Here is a 24,286-nt window from a genome sequence, read left to right on the forward strand (position 1 = left end):
TAAATTTTGATAGATCTTAAGGAATAAGATCATGATGAGATTAACTTATAGCACCTTTTATATCCCCCGATTCTATTTCTCGAATGTATTAAATTGATGGACAAAATCCGATGTAAAAGTTTGAGAAAATCACATTAATTAGCGGTTAAATTGGTCTGTATTTTGCTTATATCTCATTGTAATTTGCGAGTAACTTAATTTTTTTAAGTGCCGTATTTACGTGTTGCAAAGCTAAGGTTTCACATATTTTGCACAGTAAATACAGGAGTGAGCCAAAAGGGATAAATATGAACCAAGCCAACTCCCACGAACTCAATGGACGTCATTTTCAAAATGAGTCTATCTTTACCAATCATAATCTGGTGTTTGATCACCACGATTTAAGCGAAACCTGCCGAAATGTCGGGCAGATTTTTAAACCGCATGATCTTAAAATCTCTCATCAAAAGCGAGATTTCAGTGCAACCATGCACCATGTTAAAACAGGCGCACTATCTATTAGTCGCTTGGAATATGGTGCGGATGTCATTATTGAACCAGATCACCTTGATAACTTTTACTTAATTCAAATTCCAACTCAAGGCTACGCAGAAATCGAGTTTGGTTCACAAAAGTTTATTTCTTATTCTCAAGTTGCTTCTCTTATTTCTCCTCAGCAATCTTTACGTATGCGCTGGCACGCGAACTCACCACAGCTCATTTTAAAAGTTTCAAAGGATGATTTTACTTACCATTGCCGTCAACATATTGCCGATTCAGAAAACAACTTACTTGTTTTTGACCCAAAATTAGACTTTGCTACACAAAGTGGAGCCTACTTTTTACAGCTCGTTAGAACATTGATGGATGCTTTGGCCTGTGAACAACATCCACTCCATCATCCTTTAGCCTTTAAACAGTTTGAGTCAAATCTATTTAATGCGCTCATTTATGGTCAACCTAATAATGCGTTACATAAAATTGATCAGTATAAAGAAAAAACAGTCTCTCCTTATTTTGTGAAGCGTACAGAAGCCTACATAAAAGAACATTTACACGAGCCGCTTAACGTCGAAATTCTGGCCGAGCATGCAGGCGTGAGCGTAAGAACCCTATTTACTGGTTTTAAAAACTATTTGGGTACTACCCCAATGTCTTATTTAAAAGAATTACGCTTTGAACAAGCTCATTTAGAGCTGATGCACAATGAAAATCTGTCGGTTACTGACGTTGCATTTAAATGGGGATTTACTCATTTAGGTCGTTTTTCTCAAGAATATAAACGCCGTTATGGTGAGTTACCTTCGTCTACTCGCCGTTCTGGTCACATTGAAGGTTCAGGCTTAATTACTTCAATTTTTTCGTAAACTAAAAATAGATAAAAGCCTTTTATATTGATTGATATAAAAGGCTTTTTTTATGATTTAAAAATGATGGACATAACGAACTTGTAGTCGTGTTCCCTCTGGACGGTTTTCAGCATCCTGCTCAAAATAAGCATTTGCAACTAAATGGTCATTTTTAGAAAAACTATACATCGCACCGGGGCCAATCGCCCATACTTGTTCACGTCGGCCTTTGACTTTTTCACCATCGACTTCGGTATCAGTGACTTGTTTTAGCCAATAGCCATTTAGTCCTAAGCGGAATTGTTCGGTAATGGCATAGTCTGTTGCGAAGTTTGCATGAATTGCTTGCCCTGCCTGCATATCATTTGCTCCAATAAATGCATAGCTTGGGTCATTATTCTTAAAGTTATAGAGGTAATGGATACGCGTTGAAGCTGTCCATTTTGGATTAAACCAATATGTTGCAGCCCAATAAGGGTCAAATGAAACAGCGTTATTACCTGGATTAATATCTTTTTGTTGATCGTATTCGCCAGTAGGTAAATTCACCTGAAACTCAAAACGATGTACAAACTTCGGCCCTTGTGCACCCATGACTGGATCAAACTGAATAAAAGGTCCGATCATGATGTCCCCAAAGCCACTTTGGGCTTTAATGGCAGCATTATTCAAGCCATCATCCATGTCCATTTTACTGACAAAAGGAATTAGAAAATTCATACCTAGACTGGCTTTATCTTTTACTCGGATATTCGATAAATAACTAATCTGTTCAACCAGTACTTGATAGTTTAAATCAGTTTTAGGTAAACCGAGTTTTTGCCCCTCGCGATCAACCAATTTATTGCTATCGTAATTTTGAAAATAGGTTTGAGCATACCAGCCGGGGCCTGCGGGTAATCCGCCATCGAGAAAGCTGGTCATGCCTAAATTCACAGTCGGTAAATCATAGGCATGTGTAACCAATGGCAAACCCAACAATGTCCCTGCTAAAAATCCATGTTTAATTAAAGTGCTTTTCATCTTCTTATTTCCTATAAAAAAATCACGACCGGATTGATCGTGATTGTGGTGAATTAATGGGCTAATTCTGGATGCTCAGCAGCAATCCGATACTTTCCTGCGTGGAATACCAAAGGCTCACCTTGGCGTTGTTGGTACTGTTCAATTTGGCCAATAAAAATCAGGTGATCTCCGCCTTCATACTGATTTACATTACGGCAAACCAAGGTTGCGAGTGCATCAGTCAAAATTGGAACGCCAGCATTGCATTGTTGATGGGCAATGCCTGCAAATTTGTCTTCGGCACCTCGAGCAAAATGCCCCGAAAGCTGATGATGCTCTTGTGCCAACATGTGAATGGCAAAATATTCAGCTTCTATAAAATCAGACAAACTTGGTGCCGTTTTTGAAAGGTTCCACAAAATTAATGGCGGATCTAAAGACAGAGATGAAAATGAATTGGCTGTCATACCTATTTTCCGCCCATCTTTTCCACGAGTTGTAATCACGGTAACGCCAGTTGCAAACTGACCAAGCAAGTTACGAATTTCTCTTGGGTTTTCAGTATTAATCGCTTGCAAAGCTAAAGTTTCAATTTTGTCCATTTTTAAATCTCCCTTTGATATTTTGACCTTAAGCGACTTTTGCTGCGGTTTTTGAAGCCAAGAATGCTTGAGCCTGATCTGCATCAAACCACCAAGGAGCAAAAGCGCGCGGGTCATCAAAGTTATTGGCCATAATTGAAGCAATGCTTTGGTTTTGGCTTGCAGCTGCTAATAGTTCAACGATATGAGGCTCTGGTGGTAACAACAAGCTATTGGTCCAAGCCACGACTTTTTCTGCATAAGCCCAATAGCGTTCAAAAGTTTGAACCATCCATTGTTCGCTAAAGCTTTGATTATCATTGGCTAAAATGGCATCGAAATAGATCTTGCTACACTTAGCCGCATTGTTTGAACCTTGACCAGTAATCGGATCATTGACCACTAAGGCATCTGCCATGCCAAAAATCTTCTTACCAGACGGTAAGGTTAAAACGGGTTTGCGTACGGTCGGCGGGAAACGCCCTGCTAAATATCCACCAGCATCTGTTAACTCAACATTTGTGCAGCGTTCATATTCCCATGGCACAAATTTCTTGAGTAAGTCCAGACTGCATTGCAGGTGCTGTTCAGGTGTTTTGACATCTTGCCAACAGTCCATTGGCCCATTTGGAATACCTTCAAACACCATGATGTCGCAAGGCCCATTCACGGTAAGTGCCGGAAATGAAAAGTACTCACCGACTTCGGGAATAATGTTAAAAGTCACACGAGAGTATGGTGAAATTGGCTTCATATTTTTGACATAGGTCAAAGCCAAAGCGCGCTGCGGTTTATCAAAAACACTGCGTGCATCATCACGCTCAAACTGTTTAACGACTTCACCTTTACCAGCGGCGAGTAATACAAGCTCGTAGTCGTTTGCGAGTTGTTCTAACTCTTCTATTCCAACATCCTGAATTACCAATCGACCACCACGGCGTTCAAATTCTTCCATCCAATATGGCATTTTGACGCGTTGATCGACCGATTGAGCGTAACGCTCAAGACGAGCACTCCATTCAAATGCTTTACCACCATTTTCAGGGTTCACTAAAGCTAGCCCAATGCCTTCTACCGCTGGACATTGTTCTTCCCAAAAATTTAGTCCCAAGTCACGTTCAGTTTGTAAAGCTGTATGAAACATACACTGGCTTGACATGACTTTACCTTGACGGATTTCATTGGCAGTTCGGTTGGTGATCATTGTCACGTCATAGCCTGTATCTAATAACCCCAAACCAAGCTGTAAACCAGACTGTCCTGCTCCAACAATTGCAATACGGCGCATAATCTTCTCCATAATTTTCTAAATTTGCTTTTAAAACGATGTGCTATTCGGCTAAACGAGGAATAGCGGGCTGTGATCCTTCAGGGCCCATTACTGAATAGCCACCGTCGACTGCGTAATTTGCTCCGGTCACAAAGCTCGCAGCAGGTGACAATAAAAACAAAACAACATTGGCAACTTCTTCGGGATGACCCAATCGGCCTAGCAAGTGATAATCGGCTGCTACACTGTCGGCTTTCTCACGGTTATTGCCACTGACTTCTGCAATGACACGAGACCATGTCCAACCCGGTGAAACTGAATTGACGCGGATACCATCGGCAGCAAAATCCATTGCCATGCTTTGTGTGAGTTGACGTATTGCGGCTTTGGAAACTGGATATAACCAGCGCCCTGTTTGCGCCACTTTGGCCGAGATTGAAGTAAAATTAACGATTGAACCTTGTTGCTTTTTTAGGTCATGGTATAAAGCACGGCTCAGCTCAACGGTAGAGACCAAATTGATATCGAGTGCTTGTAACCAGTCCTGACGTGAAGATTTAAAACCGTCATCTAAGTAGGTACATGCTAGATTGACCAAGTAACTCACTTCACCTAAATGTTGGTGAATATCCGCCACAGCTTGTTGAATAGCCGCATCGCTGGTTAAATCGGTTTGAATAAACATCACATCATGGTTAAAGCTTTCTGCAATTGCCTTGCCTTTGGCATCAATATCTAAGATAGCGACATGAGCACCAGCACACACCAAAGCTTGTACAACAGCTTTACCAATCAGTGTTGCGCCGCCGCTCACCACAGCGACTTTTCCTTTTAAATCTATATTCATTGCAGATCCTCCTTAATTGACTGGCTTGCCTTCACTACTTGACCAAGATGGCATCAAAGTATTTGAAGGAAGATCTTCATCAAGAAGTTTTCGAGCGGTCTCTACACCTGCAACTGGTAAGCCTGTTGGGTCGAGTAAACTAATTTGAACGAGCACCGACGCTTGGTCCCAATAAATATGCTCATGACACAGCTTTGAACCTCTGAACTGAATTACACCCAACATTGGAATTTCGACGTATTTACCGGTTGGTTTTACACCTGGTAATAACCAGTCAATTTCAGCGTCGTGGGTAAAGCTCATAATGAATTCGTCCACCACTTGCGTTGAGCCAACCGTACGAGAGATCGAGGTAATCTTCATATCTTTCGGATTTTGATGAACAAAGTGATATTGATAAAAACGGGCAAGCTGGCTTTGGCCTACACCACCAGTTAAGGTTGGAATATGATTGACATAAGGTTCTGCGACCATCGTTGCCATGGTTGCTGGTACGTCACGTGTATCGAACTCATGACGTATATGCTCTTCCCATAAGGCAACTAAGTCATATTTCGGCCCAATGGTTTCATGTAGAGCGGTTACTGTACGCTCGTGAGCAAAGCGTGCTGAAGGTTTGTGGTAATGATTGCTTTTTGGTCGTGCAAAAGCATGATCAACACCTTCGTAAACATAGGCTTGTACATTTGAATATTGGTTAGCTGCATCGACAATCGCTTGTCTCGCATCTGACGGTGTAAATTGGTCTAGTTCTGCAATATGTAAAACCAAACGCCCTTTTACGTTAGCTAACTCATCTAATGCTTTTTCGATTCCTACACCGTAATAACCTACGGCACATGCCACGTCAGAAAGTCGGCAGCCTGCTAGATAAGCAAGCTTTCCACCTAAACAATAGCCCACCACGCCGAGGCCTGTAGAAGTGTCACATTCTGGTCGAGTCTTTAAAAAAGATAAGCTGTCTTGAATATCTTCAACACCTAGGTTTTCATCATATTGCTGATAAAGTTCAAAAGCTTTTTGAAAAGCTTCTGGTGTATAACTCAGTTCAATATTAGGTGCTACACGCCAAAATAAATCAGGAACTAAAACGGTATAGCCTTCTTCCGCAAGAAAATCCGCTTTTTCCCGCATGGCGGCATTCACTCCAAAGATTTCCTGACAAAGCACCACTCCAGGTCCTTTTCCTGTTTCTGGTGTCGCTAGATATGCACTGAACTGCTTTCCAGATGCTGTTTTAATTTGAACGGTTTGACCAGCCATAGTGTCAACTCCTGACATTGTTATGGCTTTATCTTCTATCCGAATATTTTTTTAGGCTGTCCAAAAGCTGCAAGCACTATCCAATCTCTGCGCAATTATCAAAATCAATAAAAATGGATAAAACACAAAAAATAGGAAAACTAATAAATTTCATAACTTTAAATTAAAAAATTAAATTAATACTTTTTATCTCATTTGGAAAAAATGGATGAAGATTAGGACTTATTGGATAGTGACGATTGGCTAAAAATAGTTCAATCAAGTCATGTAATTAATTTGATTACATAAAAAAGCCCAGTCATTTTCTAAATTAAGGCGTTTATTTATGCATCGACCATGGCCAATTTATGGACAACAAAAAACGTTAATGCTCATCAATATTTTATGTTGTAGTGCATTTTCTACTCAGGCTTATTCAGCGGATGAAGAATGGAAATTTACATCAAAAAATGCATATATAGACAGAAACTATGACAATCCAGATGTAAAGGACACAGGTAGCTGGTCACAATCAGTTTCTCTATTTTACAACTCAAGTATGCATGATACGCCGTTAGAAATTGGTGGAACCCCAATTCAAATTGGCGCAAATGCTTCAGCACAATATGCAGTTCGTTTAAGCCAAGATAAACATGTTGCAGATACGGTATTGCCTTTTGATAAAACCACGCAGTCCCAAGCACCTGATTATCTAAAATATGGTGCGACCTTAAAGTTAGGCTATAACAAAACGCTACTCAGCATTGGTGAATTATGGCTGGATTTACCCGTAACCACTGTAGATGCAAGCCGGCAACTCCTGACGTCTTATTGGGGAACTAATCTTAAGAGCCAGCTAAACGACAAACTTTTTGCTGAAATTGGCCGTATTGAAAAAGTATCACCACGAAATGAAGAAGATTTCCATCGATTTTCTTTTACTTCAAAAGGTGTGACTGGCTACTCCGATGGACTTAACTACATAGATCTTCGCTATCAATTTACGCCTACGTTGAAGGGTGAATATTACTTTGGAAATATGGAGGATTTATATAACAAACATTATGTCGGCATTGACCACCTATGGAAAAACGCTAATTTTTCAGTTAATTCAAAATTCAAATATTTCAATGCCAAAGATAATGGACACCTTTTTGACATCGATGCGCAAAATGTAGGGTTACTAGAAACACTTAAAGTAAAAAATCACAGCTTTGGTGTGGGTTATCAGCAAATTATCGGTGAGTCTGCCTACCCACTACCTGATGGTTTCTTGCCTGAAACTTATTTTATTAACTGGAACACGACTGGTTTCTTCAAACAAGATGAAAAGTCTTATCACTTCATTTATGGCTATGACTTTAAAGATCATGTGCCGGGCCTAAATACCACTTTGAAGTATGTATACGGCGATCACTTCAAAACAGCAGATGGCTTAAAAAACAAAGAAAGTGAAACAAACGTTATTGTCAATTATGCCCTTCAACAGCCTTTTCTCAAAGGTTTAGCTCTTCAGTGCATCTTCATCAATTACGACGTTAAGCATGGAAATGATTTCTCAGAAAACCGTTTCTTCGTCAATTACAGCAAAAAATTTTAATGAATAAGGAATACATATGAAAACGATAGATGCAAACACGATTATCAATCGCGAAAAACTGTCTCCATTACAGTGGATGGTTTTTATCCTAGGCTTTTTTGTCTTCTTCTGTGATGGTCTAGATACAGGAATTATTGGTTTTGTTGCTCCAGCATTGCTCGATGATTGGGGAATTACCAAGCCTCAGCTTGCTCCAGTTTTAAGTGCTGCTTTAGTCGGTATGTCGATTGGTGCAATTATTTCTGGGCCTTTGTCCGATAAGTTTGGCCGTAAAGGCGTTATTGTTGTTACAAGCCTTTTATTTTCCATATTTACGATATTGTGTGGCTTTGCTAATTCAACCCAAGACTTAATGATTTATCGCTTTATTACAGGTATTGGTTTAGGCGCAGCCATGCCCAACATCAGTACGATTGTTTCTGAGTATATGCCTGTAAAACGTAAAGCATTCCTTACAGGCCTTGCTGGCTGTGGATTTATGCTGGGTATTTCTTGTGGCGGTGTGCTGTCAGCTTATCTGTTAGAAAGCTATGGCTGGGCAAAAGTGATTATTGTTGGCGGAAGCATTCCCCTAATTTTAGTGGTTGCTTTATTGCTTAAACTACCTGAATCAACTCAATACTTAATTACACGTCATCAACAAAGCAAAGCGCAGCGTATTTTAGAAAATATTCAAGGTCATTCTTTTCAAGAGCCGGTAAAACTCGTTTTAACTCAGGCTGAAACTGCTTCAGATGAAAATCCAGTTAAAGTGGTTCTAGGAAAATATCTGTGGGGTTCAAGCATGCTTTGGCTCTGCTGCTTTACTAGCCTTTTGGTATTCTATCTTTTAACAAGCTGGATGCCAACGATTTTAAAAACAGCAGGTTTTAGTACTCAACAGTTTAGTTTAATTGCTGCGATTTTCCCTTTTGGTGGTGTGATTGGCGCAACCATAATGGGGTGGTATATGGATAAACTGAATCCAACCACAGTCATTAAATATTCATATCTGATTGCCTTCAGCCTATTCATTGTTGCAGGTCTAGTAAGCTCAAATATTTTCTTATTAGGTCTTACTATTTTCTTAATTGGTGCATTACTCGCAGGCGCTCAATCTTCATTACTGCCACTTGCAGCTATGTTCTATCCAGCAGTGTGTCGTGCAGTTGGTGTTTCATGGATGCATGGTATTGGTCGTATCGGTGCAATTTTAGGCGCTTTCTTTGGCTCGCTCATTTTCACTTTTAACTTAAGCTTAAGCGGTATTTTCTTTATTCTCGCACTACCAACCTTCGTCTCATTTATCGCACTTAGCCTGAAAGTGATTTATGAGAAATCTAAAAACAAACAAGTGTTAAAGCTAGAAGAAAGTCTATAAATATTAATCAATAAATAAAAAAACTGATTTAGGCAACTAAATCAGTTTTTTTATTTGGGAAAATTAAATATCAGAAAATTTTGCCTTTGGTCTCGCTTGGATTTTCACCGAACTCTTCACGATATTCTTGAGAAAAACGACTTAAATGGTTAAAGCCCCAGTCATAGGCAAGCTTTGAAATAGAAACCTTTCTATCTGCTCCTGTAGTGCTCAAGATTTTATAAATTTGTTGGAGACGATATTTTTTTAAATACGACATTGGACTGGTGCCGTAGTGCTGTTGAAATTCGTCATACAATTTTGATTTTGAAACCCCAGCCAGACGTTGCAAATCTTCTGCACAGATTTCTTCGTGCGCATGTTCAATAATAAAATTACGAACCTTACGGATATAAGCTGGCTCATCCTGATGTGAGAGTAACTTTAAGGCTTCAGAGTAGTTATTTTCTTGAGACAACAATAACGCTTTAATTACAAAATTTTCATAGTCTTCAGATAGCATTTGCAAACCATAAAAATTGCTATATTGCGATTTTAACTGTACAAAATTTTGAATGTTCTTCCACCATGCACCAATAAGTTGCTCAGAGTCTAAGTGCATTTCAGGGTTAAAAATAATGGGAGCTTCTATGGGTTTATTAAGTAAATCCGCAAGCACAATCTGCATACTCCGTTCAGGAATAACCACCTGAAATTTTCTGCAATCTTTATCGATAATCAAATCTTGCTGATCGTTATTTGAAACAATAAGGCCCCTGTTTTCATCAGATTGATAATGAGCACCGCGAATGTTGAGAGCTTGTCGACCTTGTATCGGCAAACTAATGCTATACGCTTTTAAATTTGAGATGTTAATAGCAACGTTTGCACCATAACTGATTGTACCGATTGCCATTTTTTTATTAGGCAAACGCATTCCGTCATAGTGAAAATCGAGAGTATCTTTGTAAATTGTATCTAGACGGTGTTCACCACAAATCGTGGACATCAAATTCTGCGCAAATTCAGCTTTGCGTGAATAATGATTGAGTTCCGTCTGTTGGCTGAGTGATATCATATCCTTTTCACCTAGCTAAATAACTTATTGCTTAAAAAGCAACTTGTATGCCAATTAATATCCTTTAATTGACGAGTTTCCCTGAAAAATATCGAATCAAGAAAGAGAGTAAAGATTACTTTCTCATACTCTATTAAATTTTAAAAATAGAAATAAGTTAAATACCTTTAAAGTATAACTTCATACTTTAACAAACTTATTTTATTAGATTTTTTATAAGCAAATAGAGTAGAGATAAATCATTATTTTGAACAGGAGACTATCGTAAATTTTTAACGAATAAAAAGCCGCCTATTTTAAATAAGCGGCTTTTATAAAATACTTAAATTATTGGGCGGTGTAACCACCATCCATAACAACAGCTTGGCCTGTTACCCCACCTGCTTTGCTACTCGCAAGGAAAATCGCATAGTCAGCAATTTCTTCAACAGATAGCAGACGCTTTTGAGGAACCATTGCCAAAATTACATCTTCAAGTGCGCTGTCTAAACTCACATTACGGGTTTTAGCCAAATCTGCAATTTGACCACGGACCAATGGTGTATCTACATACCCCGGACATAAAGCATTTACCGTAATACCATCACGTGCACATTCCAAAGCTGCAACTTTTGTTAGGCCAATCACGCCATGTTTCGCGCTGTTATAACCTGCCTTTCCAGCAAAACCAATCAAGCCATTAATTGAAGCCATATTAATAATACGACCATATTTTTGAGCCTTCATGATTGGAAAAACGTGTTTAATACCAATAAATACCCCTGTTAACATGACCTGAACTAGCTTTTGAAAAACAGCCGTTGGAAACTCTTCAATAGGCGCAACATGTTGAAAGCCAGCATTATTAATTAAGATATCAACGGTACCAAAGGTCTTTTGAGTCAGCTCAATGGCTTGTTTATAAGCATCTTCATCGGTCACATCACAAGGTGCAGATAGTGCATCAAAACCTTGCTCTTTAAGAGAGTTCGCCGTTTCTTGGCACTTTTCGGCATTCATGTCAGAAATGACAACTTTGGCACCTTCTTGAGCAAATTTCTTAGCAATCTCTAGACCGATACCACTTGCAGAACCTGTAATAAAAGCGACCTTATCGTCTAAAAGTTTAGTCATCTATTTACTCCTTAATACTTATAACGTGCTGACTTAAACAATACCCGTTACGGTAAAGACCGTAATCACCACAAATACAGCTAATGTCTTAATTACTGTGACTGCAAAAATATCTTTATACGATTGTTTATGGGTTAATCCAGTAACAGCGAGTAAAGTAATTACCGCGCCGTTATGCGGTAAGGTATCCATACCGCCTGAGGCCATCGCAACCACACGGTGCATGACTTCTGGTGGAATACCCGCAGCTAAAATCGCGGCGTTATATTGTTCAGCCATCGCACTTAAAGCGATACTCATACCACCTGAAGCTGAACCGGTAATACCTGCTAAAACGGTTGTGGTCACAGCGCCATTTACTAAAGGATTTGTGAAGGTACTGCTCATTGCATGGCTAATCAGAGCAAAGCCCGGTAATGACGCAATAATTGCACCGAAACCATACTCAGATGCGGTATTCATCACTGCTAAAAGTGAGCCACCAATACTGGCATTAATGCCTTCTTTGAAGTTCGTCACTACACGTTGGTAATCAAACAAAATTGCGGAAATAATCCCAACAATCAGCGCAAGACCAACTGCCCAGATCGCACCGGTTTTTGCAACATCTACGGTGTAATCCGCTAGACCGATAGTGGCAAAATCAAAACCATTTGGATACCACTCTTTGATTGCTTTAGACAAATATTTGTTCATTACGGCAACAAGAATAAGGGGTACAAACGCTAAAAACTGACGAGCCGCACTTCCATTATTTTGCAAGTTCATATCGGCTTCAATTTCTTGAGACGGCGTATCGTCTACACCAAAACCAGAGTACCCTTCGCCAGCTTTTGCAGCAGCACGTCGACGCCACTCTAAGTAAGCCAACCCCATGCATAGAACAAAAATTGCACCAATAATTCCTAGGAATGGTGCGGCATAAATATTGGTGCCAAAGAATGTGGTTGGAATTACGTTTTGGATTTGCGGGGTACCAGGCAACGCATCCATGGTAAATGTAAATGCACCAAGCGCGATGGTTCCCGGAATTAAACGTTTTGGAATATTGGCTTGTCTAAATAGCTGGTTTGCAAAAGGATAAATTGCAAATACAGCAACAAATAAACTTACACCGCTATAGGTTAAAATTGCACCTAGTAATACGACCGTTAAAATTGCTTTTTTTGCCCCAATCCATCTTACAATGGTTCGAGCAATAGACTCAGCAATTCCTGACATTTCAACGACTTTACCGAAAATTGCCCCGAGCAAAAATACAAGAAAGTAATCTTTAATAAAGTTCACCATTTTGGGCATAAATACACCCGAATAAAACGGTAAGACATTGGCAGGGTTAATGAGTAGAACAGCAAGTAAGGCACAAATTGGTGCCATGAGAATGACAGAAAAGCCCTTGTAAGCTGTATACATTAACAGCCCAAGCGAAAGTAGAATTATAAATAATTCCCACATATATTCTTTCTCCCTAAAGAATAGATATTAGGTTCAATAAAATTACCAAAAGATATTTAGGTTATCCAAAACCTACAATGATAAAAATCACAACATCTATGATTGGTAATAGGTAAATAAGCTTAAAAATAAAATATCATTAAAATATTTAAAAACAATGTAATTTGTTTAAATTTTAAAATACCAATTAAATACAATCACTTACTTTATTTGTACGGTAAAATACCATCATTTAAAAGCTTTTATTTTTTAATAAAACTTATTAATTGTTGAGTAAATTAAATTAATATCTCTATATTATTTAATAAACACAATTGAATAATATATTTTTTAAATTAATTTGATAAATATTTTATTAGTTCAGATCACTAGTTTTTTTATAAGAAATAAAAAATAGATAGCGGTAATTTTTTATCTATTTAAAGATTTTCTACTATGTAATTTTAATATTTAATTTCTACTATAATAATATAAACAATATAAATTAATATATAGATTAGCGCTGCTAGTACCCCACCGATTACCAGTGCGATCTCCATTGAATTAGAGGGATTATTTTCTGGTTTTCTAGCGAAAATTACAGGATATTTCGCGCTCTTAATTTTTTCTTCAGCAATTCGATAATGCTTTTTACCTATTCTTATAAAAATAAGGATACAAATAGTAGGTAAAATAAATGATGAGTAATAAACTAATGAATCTACTGACAATTTGTTATTGATTGCATCATCACATTTATAAAAATACTTTTGATCTTCTTTACTTAATTTACTAATTTTTCCAGGAGTAATTTGACTAAAATCAAAATCATTACGACAACCAGATATAAAGACATCTTTGGCATCTCTAGAACTACTTGATCCACTACTTGTATGCCGCATATGCACTGTCGTATAAGACATATATATTATTAGAAAATAAAAAAACGATTTTATTAGATTAAAAATAATTAGCAACCTAAACCTTCCTTAGCTGATATTTCCAAATAGTAGCGGCTGGATCCTACGTTTCATCATACTTTGCTAAAAACACTGATTAATTCAGCTAGAAAAATTTACTAAAGTAATTCAGCACATTGAGCTCTACTTGCTTTTTCATAATTTTTTGTCAAAAAACATCATATTAGGCAAATTTTCGTATAAATTACTCTTCTAGATAAGTTGAGTAATTTAAAGGAAAGAAATGACGCTTAAACAACTAAAAGCTTTTTTGGCCCTTGCGCGTACACTCAACTATGCCAATGCTTCTTTAGAGTTACATCTCAGCCAATCTGCTTTAAGTCTCACCATCAAAAGCTTAGAGGAAGAATTAGGCGGAAAGCTCTTTAACCGTAATACTCGCCGTGTTGAACTTACACAAGAAGGTAAATCCCTCATTCCCTATGCAAAAAAATTACTCGCCAATTGGGATGAAATGGAAAACGATGTTAAACAACGTTTTAAGCTTAATCGTGGAACCTTAAGCATCGCTTCAATGCCCTTTGTGACTCATGCAATTCTGCCTGAAGTAATTCACCAGTTTTTAGAACTTCATCCCAATCTCAACTTTTCAATTCACGATATCCCTAACGAGACCATTATAGAAAAAGTACAAGATGGTATTTTCGAGCTTGGCATCTGCTTCGAACCGGATCTCATCGAAGGCTTAGAGTTCAAACCATTATTTGAAGAAGATTTCTTAGCTTTATTACCAAAAACTCATCCACTCGCTCTATCATCTTCTATTACATGGCAAGAGCTTTGTTCAAATCCATTCGTGACCTTACAAAAACCTTCAATTGTTCGATATTTAGTTGAGCAGAACTGTTTACGAAATAATATAACGCTCGATTTAAAAGTTGAATGTCATCAAATTTCATCACTTTCAAGTTTCGTGGCTTATGGAATTGGGGTAAGTGCAATTCCAAGGCATTTTGCTAAACACATTGATAAAGAACATAACGTACTCATTGAGTTAAAGGATGAATCTATTCATAAGACTGTGGGAATTGTTTATAAAAAGAACTTTGAAATTTCAAATATTTCGACTCAATTTATTGAGGCTTTGGTTCAATATAAATTTTAAAAAATTAAAGACTGCTTTTTAGGATGAGCTAAGCATACACTTAAGCTAAAATTATTAATTATTATAATTTTCAATGATATGAGGTTATTTTTTAAAGTATTTTGCTTTATGTTCGTCTGATCTTTTGTAGACGATTTAAAACCATTCATTGATTATACTTATTAATCATTTAAAAAAATTAACTTCTATAACACAAAATGTGATGCTAAAACTAAGATTACTAAGGGATATAGGATAACAATAGAATGAATAAAGTTTATGCCAATGCAGAGGCAGCACTAAAAGACGTTATTGCAGATAATCAAACACTTGCCGTAGGCGGTTTTGGTCTATGTGGAATTCCTGAAAAACTAATTGTCGCAGTTAAGCAAAGCGGTGTGACTGGTCTCACATGTATTTCAAATAACGCTGGTGTAGATGATTTCGGTTTAGGTATTTTACTTCAAACCAAACAGATCAAAAAAATGATCTCTTCTTATGTTGGTGAAAACAAAGAATTTGAGCGCCAATATTTAAATGGTGAACTTGATGTAGAACTTACCCCACAAGGTACATTAGCAGAAAAGTTACGTGCTGGCGGTGCTGGAATTCCAGCGTTTTATACACAAACCGGTGTTGGTACACTCATTGCCGAAGGTAAAGAAGAACGCACCTTTAATGGCAAAAACTACATTTTAGAAGAATCTTTAACAGCAGATGTTGCTCTTGTTAAAGCCTATAAAGCAGATAAAGCGGGTAATTTGGTATTCCGTAAAACTGCTCAAAACTTTAATCCTGAATGTGCGATGGCTGGCAAAATCACAATCGCAGAAGTTGAACAGGTTGTTGAAATTGGTGAATTAGATCCAGATGAGATCCATTTAGCGGGTATTTACGTAAACCGCATTGTACTGAATGCATCACCTGAAAAACGTATTGAGCATAAAACTTTAAGCACGGAGGCAGTATAAAATGGCTTGGTCACGAAATGAAATGGCACAACGTGCTGCAAAAGAACTTGAAGACGGTTTTTATGTCAATTTAGGTATTGGCTTACCTACTCTAGTTGCTAATTATATTCCTGAAAATATTAATGTTTGGCTTCAATCTGAAAATGGTCTATTAGGCATTGGTGAGTTCCCAACTGAAGAAACTGTTGATGCTGATTTAATTAATGCTGGTAAACAAACGGTTACTGCCCGCCCTGGTGCAGCATTTTTCTCAAGCTCAGAATCTTTTGCCATGATCCGTGGTGGCCATGTCAACATTGCAATTTTGGGCGCAATGGAAGTTTCTGAAAATGGTGACTTGGCTAACTGGATGATTCCAGGTAAGAAAGTTAAAGGTATGGGCGGCGCAATGGACTTGGTTGTTGGCGTACAAAAAGTTGTAGTGCTTATGGAACACTGCGCAAAAGATGGTACGCCAAAAATTGTGAAAAACTGTAGTTTGCCTTTAACAGGTAAAGGTGTGGTTCATCGCGTCATTACTGACTTAGGTGTAATGGACATTACACCACAAGGCGTAGAGCTGATTGAACTTGCTAAAGATGTCACGCTTGAACAGATTCAAGCTGCTACTGGCGTTGAGTTTTATAAAACCTTAGTCGCGTAAATTCTAAGATTTAGTTAGCTGTAAAAGACTCAAGTTAGTAAGTGAGCTTGAGTCTTAGCCCTTTAAAGCACTGGATGTGCTGTCTATAAATAAGAATGAGAAGGATTTTTTCAGCTATGGAAAAACAGCAAGGAATTTTTGAAAGATTTGCTCTTCGGATTAGTGACTGGTCTGAAAAATGGTTTCCTGATTCATATATTTTTGCTCTGCTTGGCGTCATTATCGTGTCAGTTGCCGCTTTGGGTATTGGTGCGCCTATTCACGATGTTGCGACTTCCTTCGGTAACGGTTTCTGGAGTCTTATTCCCTTTACCCTGCAAATGACGATGCTCATTATTGTAGGTTATGTCGTTTCCGTATCTAAGCCCGTAAAGTTCCTCATTCAAAAAATGGCACGTATTCCAAATTCTGGACGTGGTGCTATTGTTTTAGTTGCAACCGTCAGCTTGTTAATTTCACTGGTCAATTGGGCAGTAAGCACGATTCTTACTGCACTTTTAGTGATTGCATTAGCAAAACGTAAAGAGCTGAACATGGATTACCGTGCAGCGGCTGCGGCAGCAATCATTGGTATGGGTGCAACTTGGGCACTGGGAATTAGCTCTTCGGCAGCACAGCTTCAAGCGAATAAAACTAGTTTACCTGAGTCAATTTACAACCTAACTGGCGTTATTCCATTTACTGAAACGATTTTCCTTTGGCAATCAATTGCGATGACCATTATTTTGGTGATTGTTTCAATCGCAATCGCGTATTGGTCAGCTCCAAAAGGTAATAATGTTAAAACGATTGATAGTTTTGATGTGCAGTTTGAAGAAGACAAACCACATGAGGAAAAATCGACGCGCCCAGGTGACTGGTTAGAAAACTCGCCTATCTTAACGATTATTGTGGTGGCATTAGGCTTAATCTGGATGTTTTTTGAATTTTCAAAAAGTAATCCTATCATTGCTATTTCGAGTTTAAACACATACAACTTTGTGTTTCTAATGCTTGGTCTAGCATTGCATGGCACACCACGAAACTTTTTAAATGCTGTTTCAAAGGCAGTTCCAGCTGTATCAGGAATCTTAATTCAGTTTCCACTTTACGGAAGCATCGCTTTTATTATGACGCAAGCTTTAAACAGTCAAGATTTATCGCTGTCGCATTATATAGCTGAGTTTTTCGTTTCAATCGCCTCAAAAGAAACCTTTGCAATTGTGATGGGAATTTACTCTGCCATCCTTGGGTTCTTTGTGCCATCTGGCGGTGGAAAATGGATTATTGAAGCCCCATATGTCATGCAAGCAGCAAATGATTTAAAAGTTCATTTAGGCTGGTCTGTACAAATTTATAATGCAGCAGAAGCTTTACCGAACTTAATCAATCCATTCTTTATGCTTCCAATGTTAGGCATTTTAAAACTAAAAGCAAAAGATGTGATTGGTTTTACAGTCACTCAGCTCGTTGTGCATTTTCCTTTAGTTTTATTCTTGCTGTGGTTCTTTGGTAGAACGCTCAGCTATACCCCACCTACTTTTTAATTTACTGGCGCCTTTAGTTTCGGCTAAAGGCAAATTTAGCAAATACATCAATAAGAGATATTAAGATGAGTTCAATTGTTATAGTTTCAGGCAGCCGTACTGCAATGGGCGGCTTTCAAGGCAGCCTATCGGCTTTAACTGCACCAGAACTTGGCGCTGCTGTTATCCGTGAATCGATCCAACGTGCAGGTGTTAAACCTGAACAAGTAGATGAAGTTATTTTTGGTTGCGTATTAAGTGCGGGTATTGGCCAAGGTCCTGCTCGTCAGGCGATGCGTAAAGCTGGTGTACCTGATCATGTTGGCGCTGTCACCATTAATAAACTTTGTGGCTCTGCCATGAAAGCGGTATTAATGGCATCAGATACTCTAAAAGCAGGCAGTGCCAATATTATTGTTGCTGGCGGTATGGAATCTATGACCAATGCACCTTATATTTTACCTAAAGCTCGCGGTGGTTACCGTATGGGTCACGGTGAAATTAAGGACCATATGTTTTTAGATGGTCTTGAAGATGCTGAAACAGGCCGTTTAATGGGTTCGTTTGCGCAAGACATGGCAAATACCAAAGGCTTTACCCGTGAGCAAATGGATAACTTTGCGATTTCTTCACTTAAAAAAGCGCAAACTGCCATTACCGAAGGTTACTTCAAAGAAGAAATTGTTCCTGTTGAAGTAAAAACACGTAAAGGTGTTGAAGTTATTGATCAAGATGAGCAACCATTAAAAGCTAATCTTGAGAAGATTCCAACTTTACGCCCTGCTTTTAGCAAGGACGGTACAATTACAGCTGCAAACTCAAGCTCAATTTCTGATGGTGCTGCTGCGTTAGTACTTACCACTGAAGAATATGCTCAAAGTCATGGTTTAAATACTTTGGCGAAAATTATTGCAACTTCTACGCACTCGCAGCATCCAAGCGAATTTACCATTGCTCCAATTAGTGCAATTCAAAAAGTACTTGAACGTGCTGGCTGGTCTGTTGATGAGGTAGATGCTTGGGAAATTAATGAGGCTTTTGCAATGGTAGCAATGGCGCCAATTCATGAACTCGGCATTGATGAGGCAAAAGTAAACGTCCATGGTGGTGCTTGTGCTTTAGGCCACCCAATTGGCGCAACTGGTTCAAGAATTATTCTTTCTCTTATCTATGCTTTAAAACGCCTTGGTAAGAAGAAAGGTATTGCTGCATTATGTATTGGTGGTGGTGAAGCTACAGCTGTTGCAATTGAAATCTAAAAATTAAAGTGCACGGAAGATGTAAGAATTTTTCTTACATCTTCTTTTTTTAGACTTTAAAAAGTTCATAACAGGTTTGACGGAACCATTTATGGCTACTTTTATGATGGCATGACATATGCCAATGTTGTTTTACATCATAAGTTGGAAAGTCTAGAGGTGCTGGTAAAATCTGTAAATTTTCTCTCACCAATAAGACTTGGCTTAAATAATACGGTACCGTTGCGATCGCATCTGTTTCTTGAACGACTAATCCCACTCCAAGATAGCTTGGTAATCGAATTAAAATATTTCGATCCAATCCTTTGTTCTGCAATTCATTTTTAATATGGTAGTGCCCGATTCCCGCATCAATATCGATATGATACTCGCGCATATAATCATCTAAAGTAAAGTTATTTGGATCTAAACGAGGATGGCTCTTAGAGCTAATCACCACATAATGCTGTTTAAAAAACTTTTGTTGATAAAAGCCTTCTTCTAATTGGGGTAAAAAGCCAATTGCAAGATCAATCTCACCATTTGCCATTTGATAGCTGGTTTCTGGTGTAATCGGCCTAATATTCAAGCGAATTAAGGGGGCTTTCTCTTTTAAATAGTTTGTTAATTGCGGTAATAAAACCAGATGAGATACATCTGTCATTGCAATTGTAAAAAGCTGATCTGAAGTTAGCGGATCAAAGTTCACACTAAAGTTATTAATGCTTTCCACTTTATCAATAACTTCACTAATGAGCGGAAAAATCTCCTTTGCTAATTCGGTTGGGATCATCTCATTCCCAACACGAATAAAAAGTGGATCATTAAAATGCTGACGGATTTTGTTCAGTCCATTACTAACGCTCGGTTGTGTAAGGCCAATAGCATCAGCAGCCATTGAAACACTTTTAAACCGATAAATATGATAAAAAATATTTAGTAATCTACTATCTAGATCAAACAAAATTGTCTCCGTCTGGATCAAATAATCCATTCAAAAGGAATGAAATCAGGTACAGCATATATAAAAATGCCCACTAAATTTCTGAATTATTGATATATGGTCTAAATTAACAAAGAATCTAGACCATGAGCAATGCTTTATAAAGCCTTTCATCACAAAGACAAAGGTGTGAGCTCTTTAATTGATTACTTTGTATGTAAATATCTTGAAGACATCACATATCATTATAAATTTTAATCATGCTGAGTTTGGAAGCCCTTCCAGATTTGCTGAACAGATTTGTTATCACTCAAGTTATTTTTAAAAATATAAATATCCTGTGGCAGGCAGTATTCGTTATGGTCCAACATGACCAATTTTCCGGTAGCGAGATCTTCCTCTACATTAATTTTTGGAATCCATGCTACACCTAAACCTTGTAATACAAGCTCTTTCAAGTTGGTGGCATTGTCAGTTTCATATAAGGTTTTGTAGATCAGTTTACCTTCAATTAATTGATCGACCAATTTGCGCAAATAAGCATGTTTACTATAAGCAAGTAATGAAAAATTACTCTGAATTGTATGCTTAGGCGTATGATCTGCTTCGGTAGCTGACACTGGAACAATCTCTGTTTCAGCGATCTTAATACCACTTAAAATATCATCGCCAACTCGATTGATATTAGATCGATCTGCATAGCAAATCATAAAATCGCAAGCACCTTCTTTTAAAAGAGATAAGCCTTCACCACTATTCGTTGCAACAATTTCGATTTTTAAATCGCGCATAAATGTTGGGAATTTTTTTAAAAAAGTGGTTAAAAAACCCGATGCTAATGAGTGGACAACACAGAAACGAATCGTAGATTCGGTTTCATTTTTGATGTTTTTAATCAGCTTTGCTGTTTCTTCGACCTGCTTCTCAATATTTTTAGACATCACCAGCATAATCCGCCCAATGTCTGTAAATTCAATATTATTTTTATTATTTCGAATAATAACTTCAGCTCCGATCATCTCTTCTATTTGCTGAATTCTACGCGTAAACGCAGATTGACTAATAAATCGTTTTTCGGCTGCTTTTGAAATAGAACGCTCACGCTCAAGTGTCAAAAGGTCTTCTACCCAACGTACTTCTAAGTTCATTTTATGCATTCCCTTTTTATATTTATGTCCTTAATCTGTCTGGTTGGGAAGCTGAATAAATAGCTGAATAGATGAATAAAAACTATAAAACATGGGAGTACCTGCAAAAATGCGATGGAGGATTGGCAAAGCCAAACAATAAAAGTAAGTATTTAAATAATTCTGACATAGAAAAGAGCGTAAGAGAATAAAAAGACTTTGATTTAACTCAACAACTCATACAAATATATAATTATTACTCTAAAAGTTATTTTAAATCAAAAAGTAAGACATATATAACTCAAGTAAATAATAAATCTTAAGTTAATAAAAAATAGAAATAATCCTATGCTTTACTCATGTTTTATTTTTATAAAAAAAGTCCGCACCTTGGGGAAGAATACGGACTGTAAAACTGAAAAAGACTATCTTGCTTATTTCAGGAATTAAGCCCTCTGACTCAATAAATTCATTTAAATCAGAAGATATGCTTTCAGTATAGCTCAGTCCATAAAACCTGACTATTCTACTAAAGTATTTAACTTAAGATTGATAAAAACGTATTCTTAATATTCACCAATGAGGTAATATAACTTTCTTGAAATTTCAACCATCATATTAGAAGTATATTGAGTAATTTCAAAAACTTGCTTTTTCTGGGGATTGAACACCATATTGTCATTTTCATCACTAAAAAAGATATAAGTGGTGTATTTATCCATATGGTGGATATGCTCTTTTAAGCTTAATTTTTCCCCAGAATTGGGATCATAGGCGATAAACTTCATTCTCATGAATTTTGTCTCTATACATACAGTCTTTTACCCAAATTTTAAGAAAATTTAGATAAAACAATATTTTGATGGATAATATGAAATGGTTAACCTAAGAGCTGAGGCTACTTGTAAGATATGGGCACAATACTATTAGCCTTGTTTACAGAGGTTTCAGCAGAAGCAATAGATTGCTCTGCTTCTTTAAGCAGACGAGAAGTTTTAGACTCACTTTTCTCTTCACCGTGGAAAAGCACATAGTATGTAAAACTTCCCAAAATAATTAATGCGGCTGTGACTTTTAACATAAACTTAAAACTAAGATTTTTTCGTATTATAGTGTTTTTTATGTGAAATGCATCACATTTTTATATTAATTTGTTAGATAAGCTACACTTTAGAAGCTAATAATAAAGATAATTAAGTTGATATTTCACTTAAATTAATCAGTCTTAATGGTTGCAATGGGTTTCTTTCAAAAAGTAGATGACCATTCACTGCATCAAGCAAATTTTGAAATTAACTTCATCTCAATATTAACTTCTTAATTTATATAGTTAAATTAATAATTGAAAATGAACTCTCCTAGTTAGTTCACTATGAAATTAAAAAAATGATATGCAAAAAATGCATAATCAACTTGATAAATGCATTAGAAGTGAAGCATTTCGAAATCTAATATGAATTATCTTCTTTACTAATTCGAAGTTTAATGATGAACGCTGAAATTACCACCCGTATTGAGAAGGATCTTATTGGTTATAGAGAGATCAATAATAACGACTACTACGGAGTTCAAACATTACGTGCTCTAGAAAACTTTAATTTAACTCAAAGCAAGGTCGGAAATTTCCCTCACCTTATTAAAGCCTTAGCAATGGTAAAGCTTGCTTGTGCTGAAGCGAACTATAATCTTAAAAGCTTAGATCAGACTAAATTTGAAGCGATTGAATACAGCTGTAATCAACTTATTCGTGGTAATTTTCACGATCAGTTCCCGATTGATATGATGCAAGGCGGTGCGGGTACTTCAACCAATATGAATGCAAATGAAGTATTAGCAAACGTCGCTTTAGAATATATGGGACATTCAAAAGGCCAATATCAATATTTGCATCCTAATAACGACATTAACATGTCACAGTCAACAAATGATGTGTACCCTACTGCGATTCGCTTAGGTTTGTTATTAAGCTTAGATGAACTAAATCTTCCTTTTAACAACTTAATCTTAAGTTTCCGTAATAAATCTCAAGAATTTGCTCACATCCTAAAAATGGGCCGTACACAGTTACAAGACGCTGTGCCAATGACATTAGGTCAAGAGTTTGGTGCTTTTGCAGTAACTTTACAAAAAGACCTTGAGCAAATTAATACGCTTATTCCAAATGTTTTAGCGTATATGAACCTTGGTGGTACGGCGATTGGCACGGGAATTACTACTGAATATAGTTACCGTGAACTCGCTATTCAAGCACTTGCAAAAATTTCTGGTAAGAAAATTAAGTCTGCTCCTGATCTAATCGAAGCAACTTCAGATATGGGTGACTTTGTTCTTTTATCTGGTTTATTAAAGCGTACCGCAACTAAACTTTCAAAAATTGCCAATGACTTACGTTTACTTTCAAGTGGTCCACGTACTGGCATTAATGAAATTAATTTAGAAGCTCGCCAACCGGGTAGCTCGATCATGCCGGGTAAAGTAAACCCAGTTATACCTGAAGCAATGAACCTTGCTTGTTTCCAGATCATTGCAAATGACTTGGCTGTAACTTTAGCTGCTGAAGCGGGTCAATTACAGTTAAATGCAATGGAACCACTTATTGCATTCAAACTATTTGAATCTATGGATTTGCTTGGTAAGGCAATGGCAATGTTCCAAAGTAAGTGTATTGATACAATTACGGCGAACCCTGAGCATTGTAAGGCTTTGGTTGAAAACTCGATTGGTATCGTGACTGCACTTAACCCATATCTAGGTTATGAAACTACAACTCGTATTGCTAAAACTGCAAACGAAACTGGACAAAGCGTATTGGCTTTAGTTCAAAATGAAGGTTTATTATCGGCACAAGTGCTTGATGATATCTTGTCGATTAATAATATGGTTAAACCAAAAATGTCGGCTTAATTCCTGAAATAAAAAAGGAGCTTTTAAAGCTCCTTTTTTATTTGTTCCATAACT

The 24,286-nt window shown here is 37.3% G+C and carries 22 protein-coding genes; 9 read left to right on the forward strand and 13 right to left on the reverse strand.

Annotated features, from left to right (window positions below):
* The first annotated feature begins 287 nt into the window (after window positions 1-287).
* A complete protein-coding gene (gene eutR, locus MKX14_RS04735) occupies window positions 288-1,346 on the forward strand; it encodes an AraC family transcriptional regulator (RefSeq protein ID WP_240281905.1) in 1,059 nt (352 codons plus the stop codon).
* A 57-nt stretch (window positions 1,347-1,403) separates the two neighbouring features.
* Here the strand turns inward: eutR and MKX14_RS04740 are convergent, their stop codons facing one another.
* From MKX14_RS04740 to tcbE, 5 genes are read right to left on the reverse strand one after another with little or no spacing between them, the layout of a single operon-like run.
* A complete protein-coding gene (locus tag MKX14_RS04740) occupies window positions 1,404-2,351 on the reverse strand; it encodes a SphA family protein (protein ID WP_240281906.1) in 948 nt (315 codons plus the stop codon).
* A gap of 53 nt (window positions 2,352-2,404) precedes the next feature.
* Window positions 2,405-2,935: a flavin reductase family protein gene (gene ntaB, locus MKX14_RS04745; protein ID WP_240281907.1), complete on the reverse strand. Its 531-nt coding sequence runs from the start codon at window positions 2,933-2,935 to the stop codon at window positions 2,405-2,407.
* A gap of 28 nt (window positions 2,936-2,963) precedes the next feature.
* Window positions 2,964-4,202 carry a styrene monooxygenase/indole monooxygenase family protein gene (locus MKX14_RS04750; protein ID WP_240281908.1) on the reverse strand — a complete coding sequence of 413 codons (1,239 nt, stop codon included), beginning with the start codon at window positions 4,200-4,202 and terminating at the stop codon, window positions 2,964-2,966.
* Window positions 4,203-4,245: 43 nt separating this feature from the next.
* Window positions 4,246-5,031 carry an SDR family oxidoreductase gene (gene bacC / locus MKX14_RS04755; protein ID WP_240281909.1) on the reverse strand — a complete coding sequence of 262 codons (786 nt, stop codon included), beginning with the start codon at window positions 5,029-5,031 and terminating at the stop codon, window positions 4,246-4,248.
* A gap of 12 nt (window positions 5,032-5,043) precedes the next feature.
* Window positions 5,044-6,294 (reverse strand): dienelactone hydrolase family protein, encoded by a 1,251-nt coding sequence (gene tcbE, locus MKX14_RS04760; RefSeq protein ID WP_240281910.1) that lies wholly within the window; start codon window positions 6,292-6,294, stop codon window positions 5,044-5,046.
* A gap of 367 nt (window positions 6,295-6,661) precedes the next feature.
* Between tcbE and MKX14_RS04765 the strand changes: the two genes are divergently transcribed.
* Together MKX14_RS04765 and MKX14_RS04770 are read left to right on the forward strand one after the other, a co-directional pair.
* Window positions 6,662-7,873, forward strand: coding sequence for an OprD family outer membrane porin (locus tag MKX14_RS04765; RefSeq protein ID WP_430622872.1), 1,212 nt, complete (start codon window positions 6,662-6,664; stop codon window positions 7,871-7,873).
* Window positions 7,874-7,889: 16 nt separating this feature from the next.
* The gene (locus tag MKX14_RS04770) at window positions 7,890-9,233 is read left to right on the forward strand and encodes an MFS transporter (protein WP_240281912.1); all 1,344 of its coding nucleotides are present in this window, start codon (window positions 7,890-7,892) and stop codon (window positions 9,231-9,233) included.
* Between the two features lie 70 nt (window positions 9,234-9,303).
* Here the strand turns inward: MKX14_RS04770 and MKX14_RS04775 are convergent, their stop codons facing one another.
* The 4 genes from MKX14_RS04775 to MKX14_RS04790 all read right to left on the reverse strand — a co-directional run bounded on the left by MKX14_RS04775 (window position 9,304) and on the right by MKX14_RS04790 (window position 13,814).
* Complete coding sequence (locus MKX14_RS04775; RefSeq protein ID WP_240281913.1) at window positions 9,304-10,290, reverse strand: AraC family transcriptional regulator; 987 nt, start codon at window positions 10,288-10,290, stop codon at window positions 9,304-9,306.
* Between the two features lie 327 nt (window positions 10,291-10,617).
* A complete protein-coding gene (gene bdhA, locus MKX14_RS04780; protein WP_240281914.1) occupies window positions 10,618-11,403 on the reverse strand; it encodes a 3-hydroxybutyrate dehydrogenase in 786 nt (261 codons plus the stop codon).
* Between the two features lie 33 nt (window positions 11,404-11,436).
* Entirely contained in the window at window positions 11,437-12,858 is a 1,422-nt protein-coding gene (locus MKX14_RS04785) for a GntP family permease (protein ID WP_046812774.1), read from the reverse strand.
* Between the two features lie 443 nt (window positions 12,859-13,301).
* Complete coding sequence (locus tag MKX14_RS04790) at window positions 13,302-13,814, reverse strand: hypothetical protein (RefSeq protein ID WP_108010502.1); 513 nt, start codon at window positions 13,812-13,814, stop codon at window positions 13,302-13,304.
* Between the two features lie 226 nt (window positions 13,815-14,040).
* On the opposite strand from MKX14_RS04790, the gene MKX14_RS04795 reads away from it, so the two are divergent.
* The 5 genes from MKX14_RS04795 (at window position 14,041) to MKX14_RS04815 (ending at window position 19,279) form a co-directional block, all read left to right on the forward strand.
* Window positions 14,041-14,922, forward strand: a complete 882-nt coding sequence (locus MKX14_RS04795; protein WP_108010500.1) for a LysR family transcriptional regulator — start codon at window positions 14,041-14,043, stop codon at window positions 14,920-14,922.
* 245 nt (window positions 14,923-15,167) lie between these two features.
* Window positions 15,168-15,872: a CoA transferase subunit A gene (atoD, locus tag MKX14_RS04800; protein ID WP_002113873.1), complete on the forward strand. Its 705-nt coding sequence runs from the start codon at window positions 15,168-15,170 to the stop codon at window positions 15,870-15,872.
* A gap of 1 nt (window position 15,873) precedes the next feature.
* Window positions 15,874-16,515: a 3-oxoacid CoA-transferase subunit B gene (gene atoA, locus MKX14_RS04805; protein ID WP_014206696.1), complete on the forward strand. Its 642-nt coding sequence runs from the start codon at window positions 15,874-15,876 to the stop codon at window positions 16,513-16,515.
* A gap of 116 nt (window positions 16,516-16,631) precedes the next feature.
* Window positions 16,632-18,041, forward strand: a complete 1,410-nt coding sequence (gene atoE / locus MKX14_RS04810; protein WP_046813340.1) for a short-chain fatty acid transporter — start codon at window positions 16,632-16,634, stop codon at window positions 18,039-18,041.
* Between the two features lie 65 nt (window positions 18,042-18,106).
* Window positions 18,107-19,279, forward strand: a complete 1,173-nt coding sequence (locus MKX14_RS04815; RefSeq protein ID WP_240281915.1) for a thiolase family protein — start codon at window positions 18,107-18,109, stop codon at window positions 19,277-19,279.
* A 49-nt stretch (window positions 19,280-19,328) separates the two neighbouring features.
* Here the strand turns inward: MKX14_RS04815 and MKX14_RS04820 are convergent, their stop codons facing one another.
* The 4 genes from MKX14_RS04820 to MKX14_RS04835 form a co-directional block, all read right to left on the reverse strand.
* Window positions 19,329-20,222, reverse strand: a complete 894-nt coding sequence (locus MKX14_RS04820; protein ID WP_003651675.1) for a LysR family transcriptional regulator — start codon at window positions 20,220-20,222, stop codon at window positions 19,329-19,331.
* Window positions 20,223-20,455: 233 nt separating this feature from the next.
* Entirely contained in the window at window positions 20,456-21,349 is an 894-nt protein-coding gene (gene yjiE, locus MKX14_RS04825) for a LysR substrate-binding domain-containing protein (protein WP_002113716.1), read from the reverse strand.
* 545 nt (window positions 21,350-21,894) lie between these two features.
* Entirely contained in the window at window positions 21,895-22,116 is a 222-nt protein-coding gene (locus MKX14_RS04830) for a hypothetical protein (RefSeq protein ID WP_014206692.1), read from the reverse strand.
* A gap of 110 nt (window positions 22,117-22,226) precedes the next feature.
* On the reverse strand, window positions 22,227-22,409 hold the full coding sequence (locus MKX14_RS04835; protein ID WP_002113649.1) for a hypothetical protein: 183 nt from the start codon (window positions 22,407-22,409) through the stop codon (window positions 22,227-22,229).
* A 404-nt stretch (window positions 22,410-22,813) separates the two neighbouring features.
* On the opposite strand from MKX14_RS04835, the gene aspA reads away from it, so the two are divergent.
* Window positions 22,814-24,232, forward strand: coding sequence for an aspartate ammonia-lyase (aspA, locus tag MKX14_RS04840; RefSeq protein ID WP_025470306.1), 1,419 nt, complete (start codon window positions 22,814-22,816; stop codon window positions 24,230-24,232).
* The last annotated feature ends 54 nt before the right edge of the window (window positions 24,233-24,286 follow it).

The sequence above is a fragment of the Acinetobacter pittii genome (genome assembly GCF_022449185.1).
Lineage (GTDB): Bacteria > Pseudomonadota > Gammaproteobacteria > Pseudomonadales > Moraxellaceae > Acinetobacter > Acinetobacter pittii_I.

What these genes read in the sequence shown, in the direction of transcription:
- MKX14_RS04835 (WP_002113649.1), bottom strand. Translation starts at nt 22,409, where the DNA reads ATGTTAAAAGTCACAGCCGCATTAATTATTTTGGGAAGTTTTACATAC.
- bacC (WP_240281909.1), bottom strand. Translation starts at nt 5,031, where the DNA reads ATGAATATAGATTTAAAAGGAAAAGTCGCTGTGGTGAGCGGCGGCGCA.
- MKX14_RS04815 (WP_240281915.1), top strand. Translation starts at nt 18,107, where the DNA reads ATGAGTTCAATTGTTATAGTTTCAGGCAGCCGTACTGCAATGGGCGGC.
- atoD (WP_002113873.1), top strand. Translation starts at nt 15,168, where the DNA reads ATGAATAAAGTTTATGCCAATGCAGAGGCAGCACTAAAAGACGTTATT.
- MKX14_RS04740 (WP_240281906.1), bottom strand. Translation starts at nt 2,351, where the DNA reads ATGAAAAGCACTTTAATTAAACATGGATTTTTAGCAGGGACATTGTTG.
- aspA (WP_025470306.1), top strand. Translation starts at nt 22,814, where the DNA reads ATGATGAACGCTGAAATTACCACCCGTATTGAGAAGGATCTTATTGGT.
- MKX14_RS04795 (WP_108010500.1), top strand. Translation starts at nt 14,041, where the DNA reads ATGACGCTTAAACAACTAAAAGCTTTTTTGGCCCTTGCGCGTACACTC.
- MKX14_RS04750 (WP_240281908.1), bottom strand. Translation starts at nt 4,202, where the DNA reads ATGCGCCGTATTGCAATTGTTGGAGCAGGACAGTCTGGTTTACAGCTT.
- eutR (WP_240281905.1), top strand. Translation starts at nt 288, where the DNA reads ATGAACCAAGCCAACTCCCACGAACTCAATGGACGTCATTTTCAAAAT.
- MKX14_RS04770 (WP_240281912.1), top strand. Translation starts at nt 7,890, where the DNA reads ATGAAAACGATAGATGCAAACACGATTATCAATCGCGAAAAACTGTCT.
- atoA (WP_014206696.1), top strand. Translation starts at nt 15,874, where the DNA reads ATGGCTTGGTCACGAAATGAAATGGCACAACGTGCTGCAAAAGAACTT.
- atoE (WP_046813340.1), top strand. Translation starts at nt 16,632, where the DNA reads ATGGAAAAACAGCAAGGAATTTTTGAAAGATTTGCTCTTCGGATTAGT.
- tcbE (WP_240281910.1), bottom strand. Translation starts at nt 6,294, where the DNA reads ATGGCTGGTCAAACCGTTCAAATTAAAACAGCATCTGGAAAGCAGTTC.
- bdhA (WP_240281914.1), bottom strand. Translation starts at nt 11,403, where the DNA reads ATGACTAAACTTTTAGACGATAAGGTCGCTTTTATTACAGGTTCTGCA.
- MKX14_RS04785 (WP_046812774.1), bottom strand. Translation starts at nt 12,858, where the DNA reads ATGTGGGAATTATTTATAATTCTACTTTCGCTTGGGCTGTTAATGTAT.
- yjiE (WP_002113716.1), bottom strand. Translation starts at nt 21,349, where the DNA reads ATGAACTTAGAAGTACGTTGGGTAGAAGACCTTTTGACACTTGAGCGT.
- MKX14_RS04775 (WP_240281913.1), bottom strand. Translation starts at nt 10,290, where the DNA reads ATGATATCACTCAGCCAACAGACGGAACTCAATCATTATTCACGCAAA.
- MKX14_RS04765 (WP_430622872.1), top strand. Translation starts at nt 6,662, where the DNA reads ATGCTCATCAATATTTTATGTTGTAGTGCATTTTCTACTCAGGCTTAT.
- ntaB (WP_240281907.1), bottom strand. Translation starts at nt 2,935, where the DNA reads ATGGACAAAATTGAAACTTTAGCTTTGCAAGCGATTAATACTGAAAAC.
- MKX14_RS04830 (WP_014206692.1), bottom strand. Translation starts at nt 22,116, where the DNA reads ATGAAGTTTATCGCCTATGATCCCAATTCTGGGGAAAAATTAAGCTTA.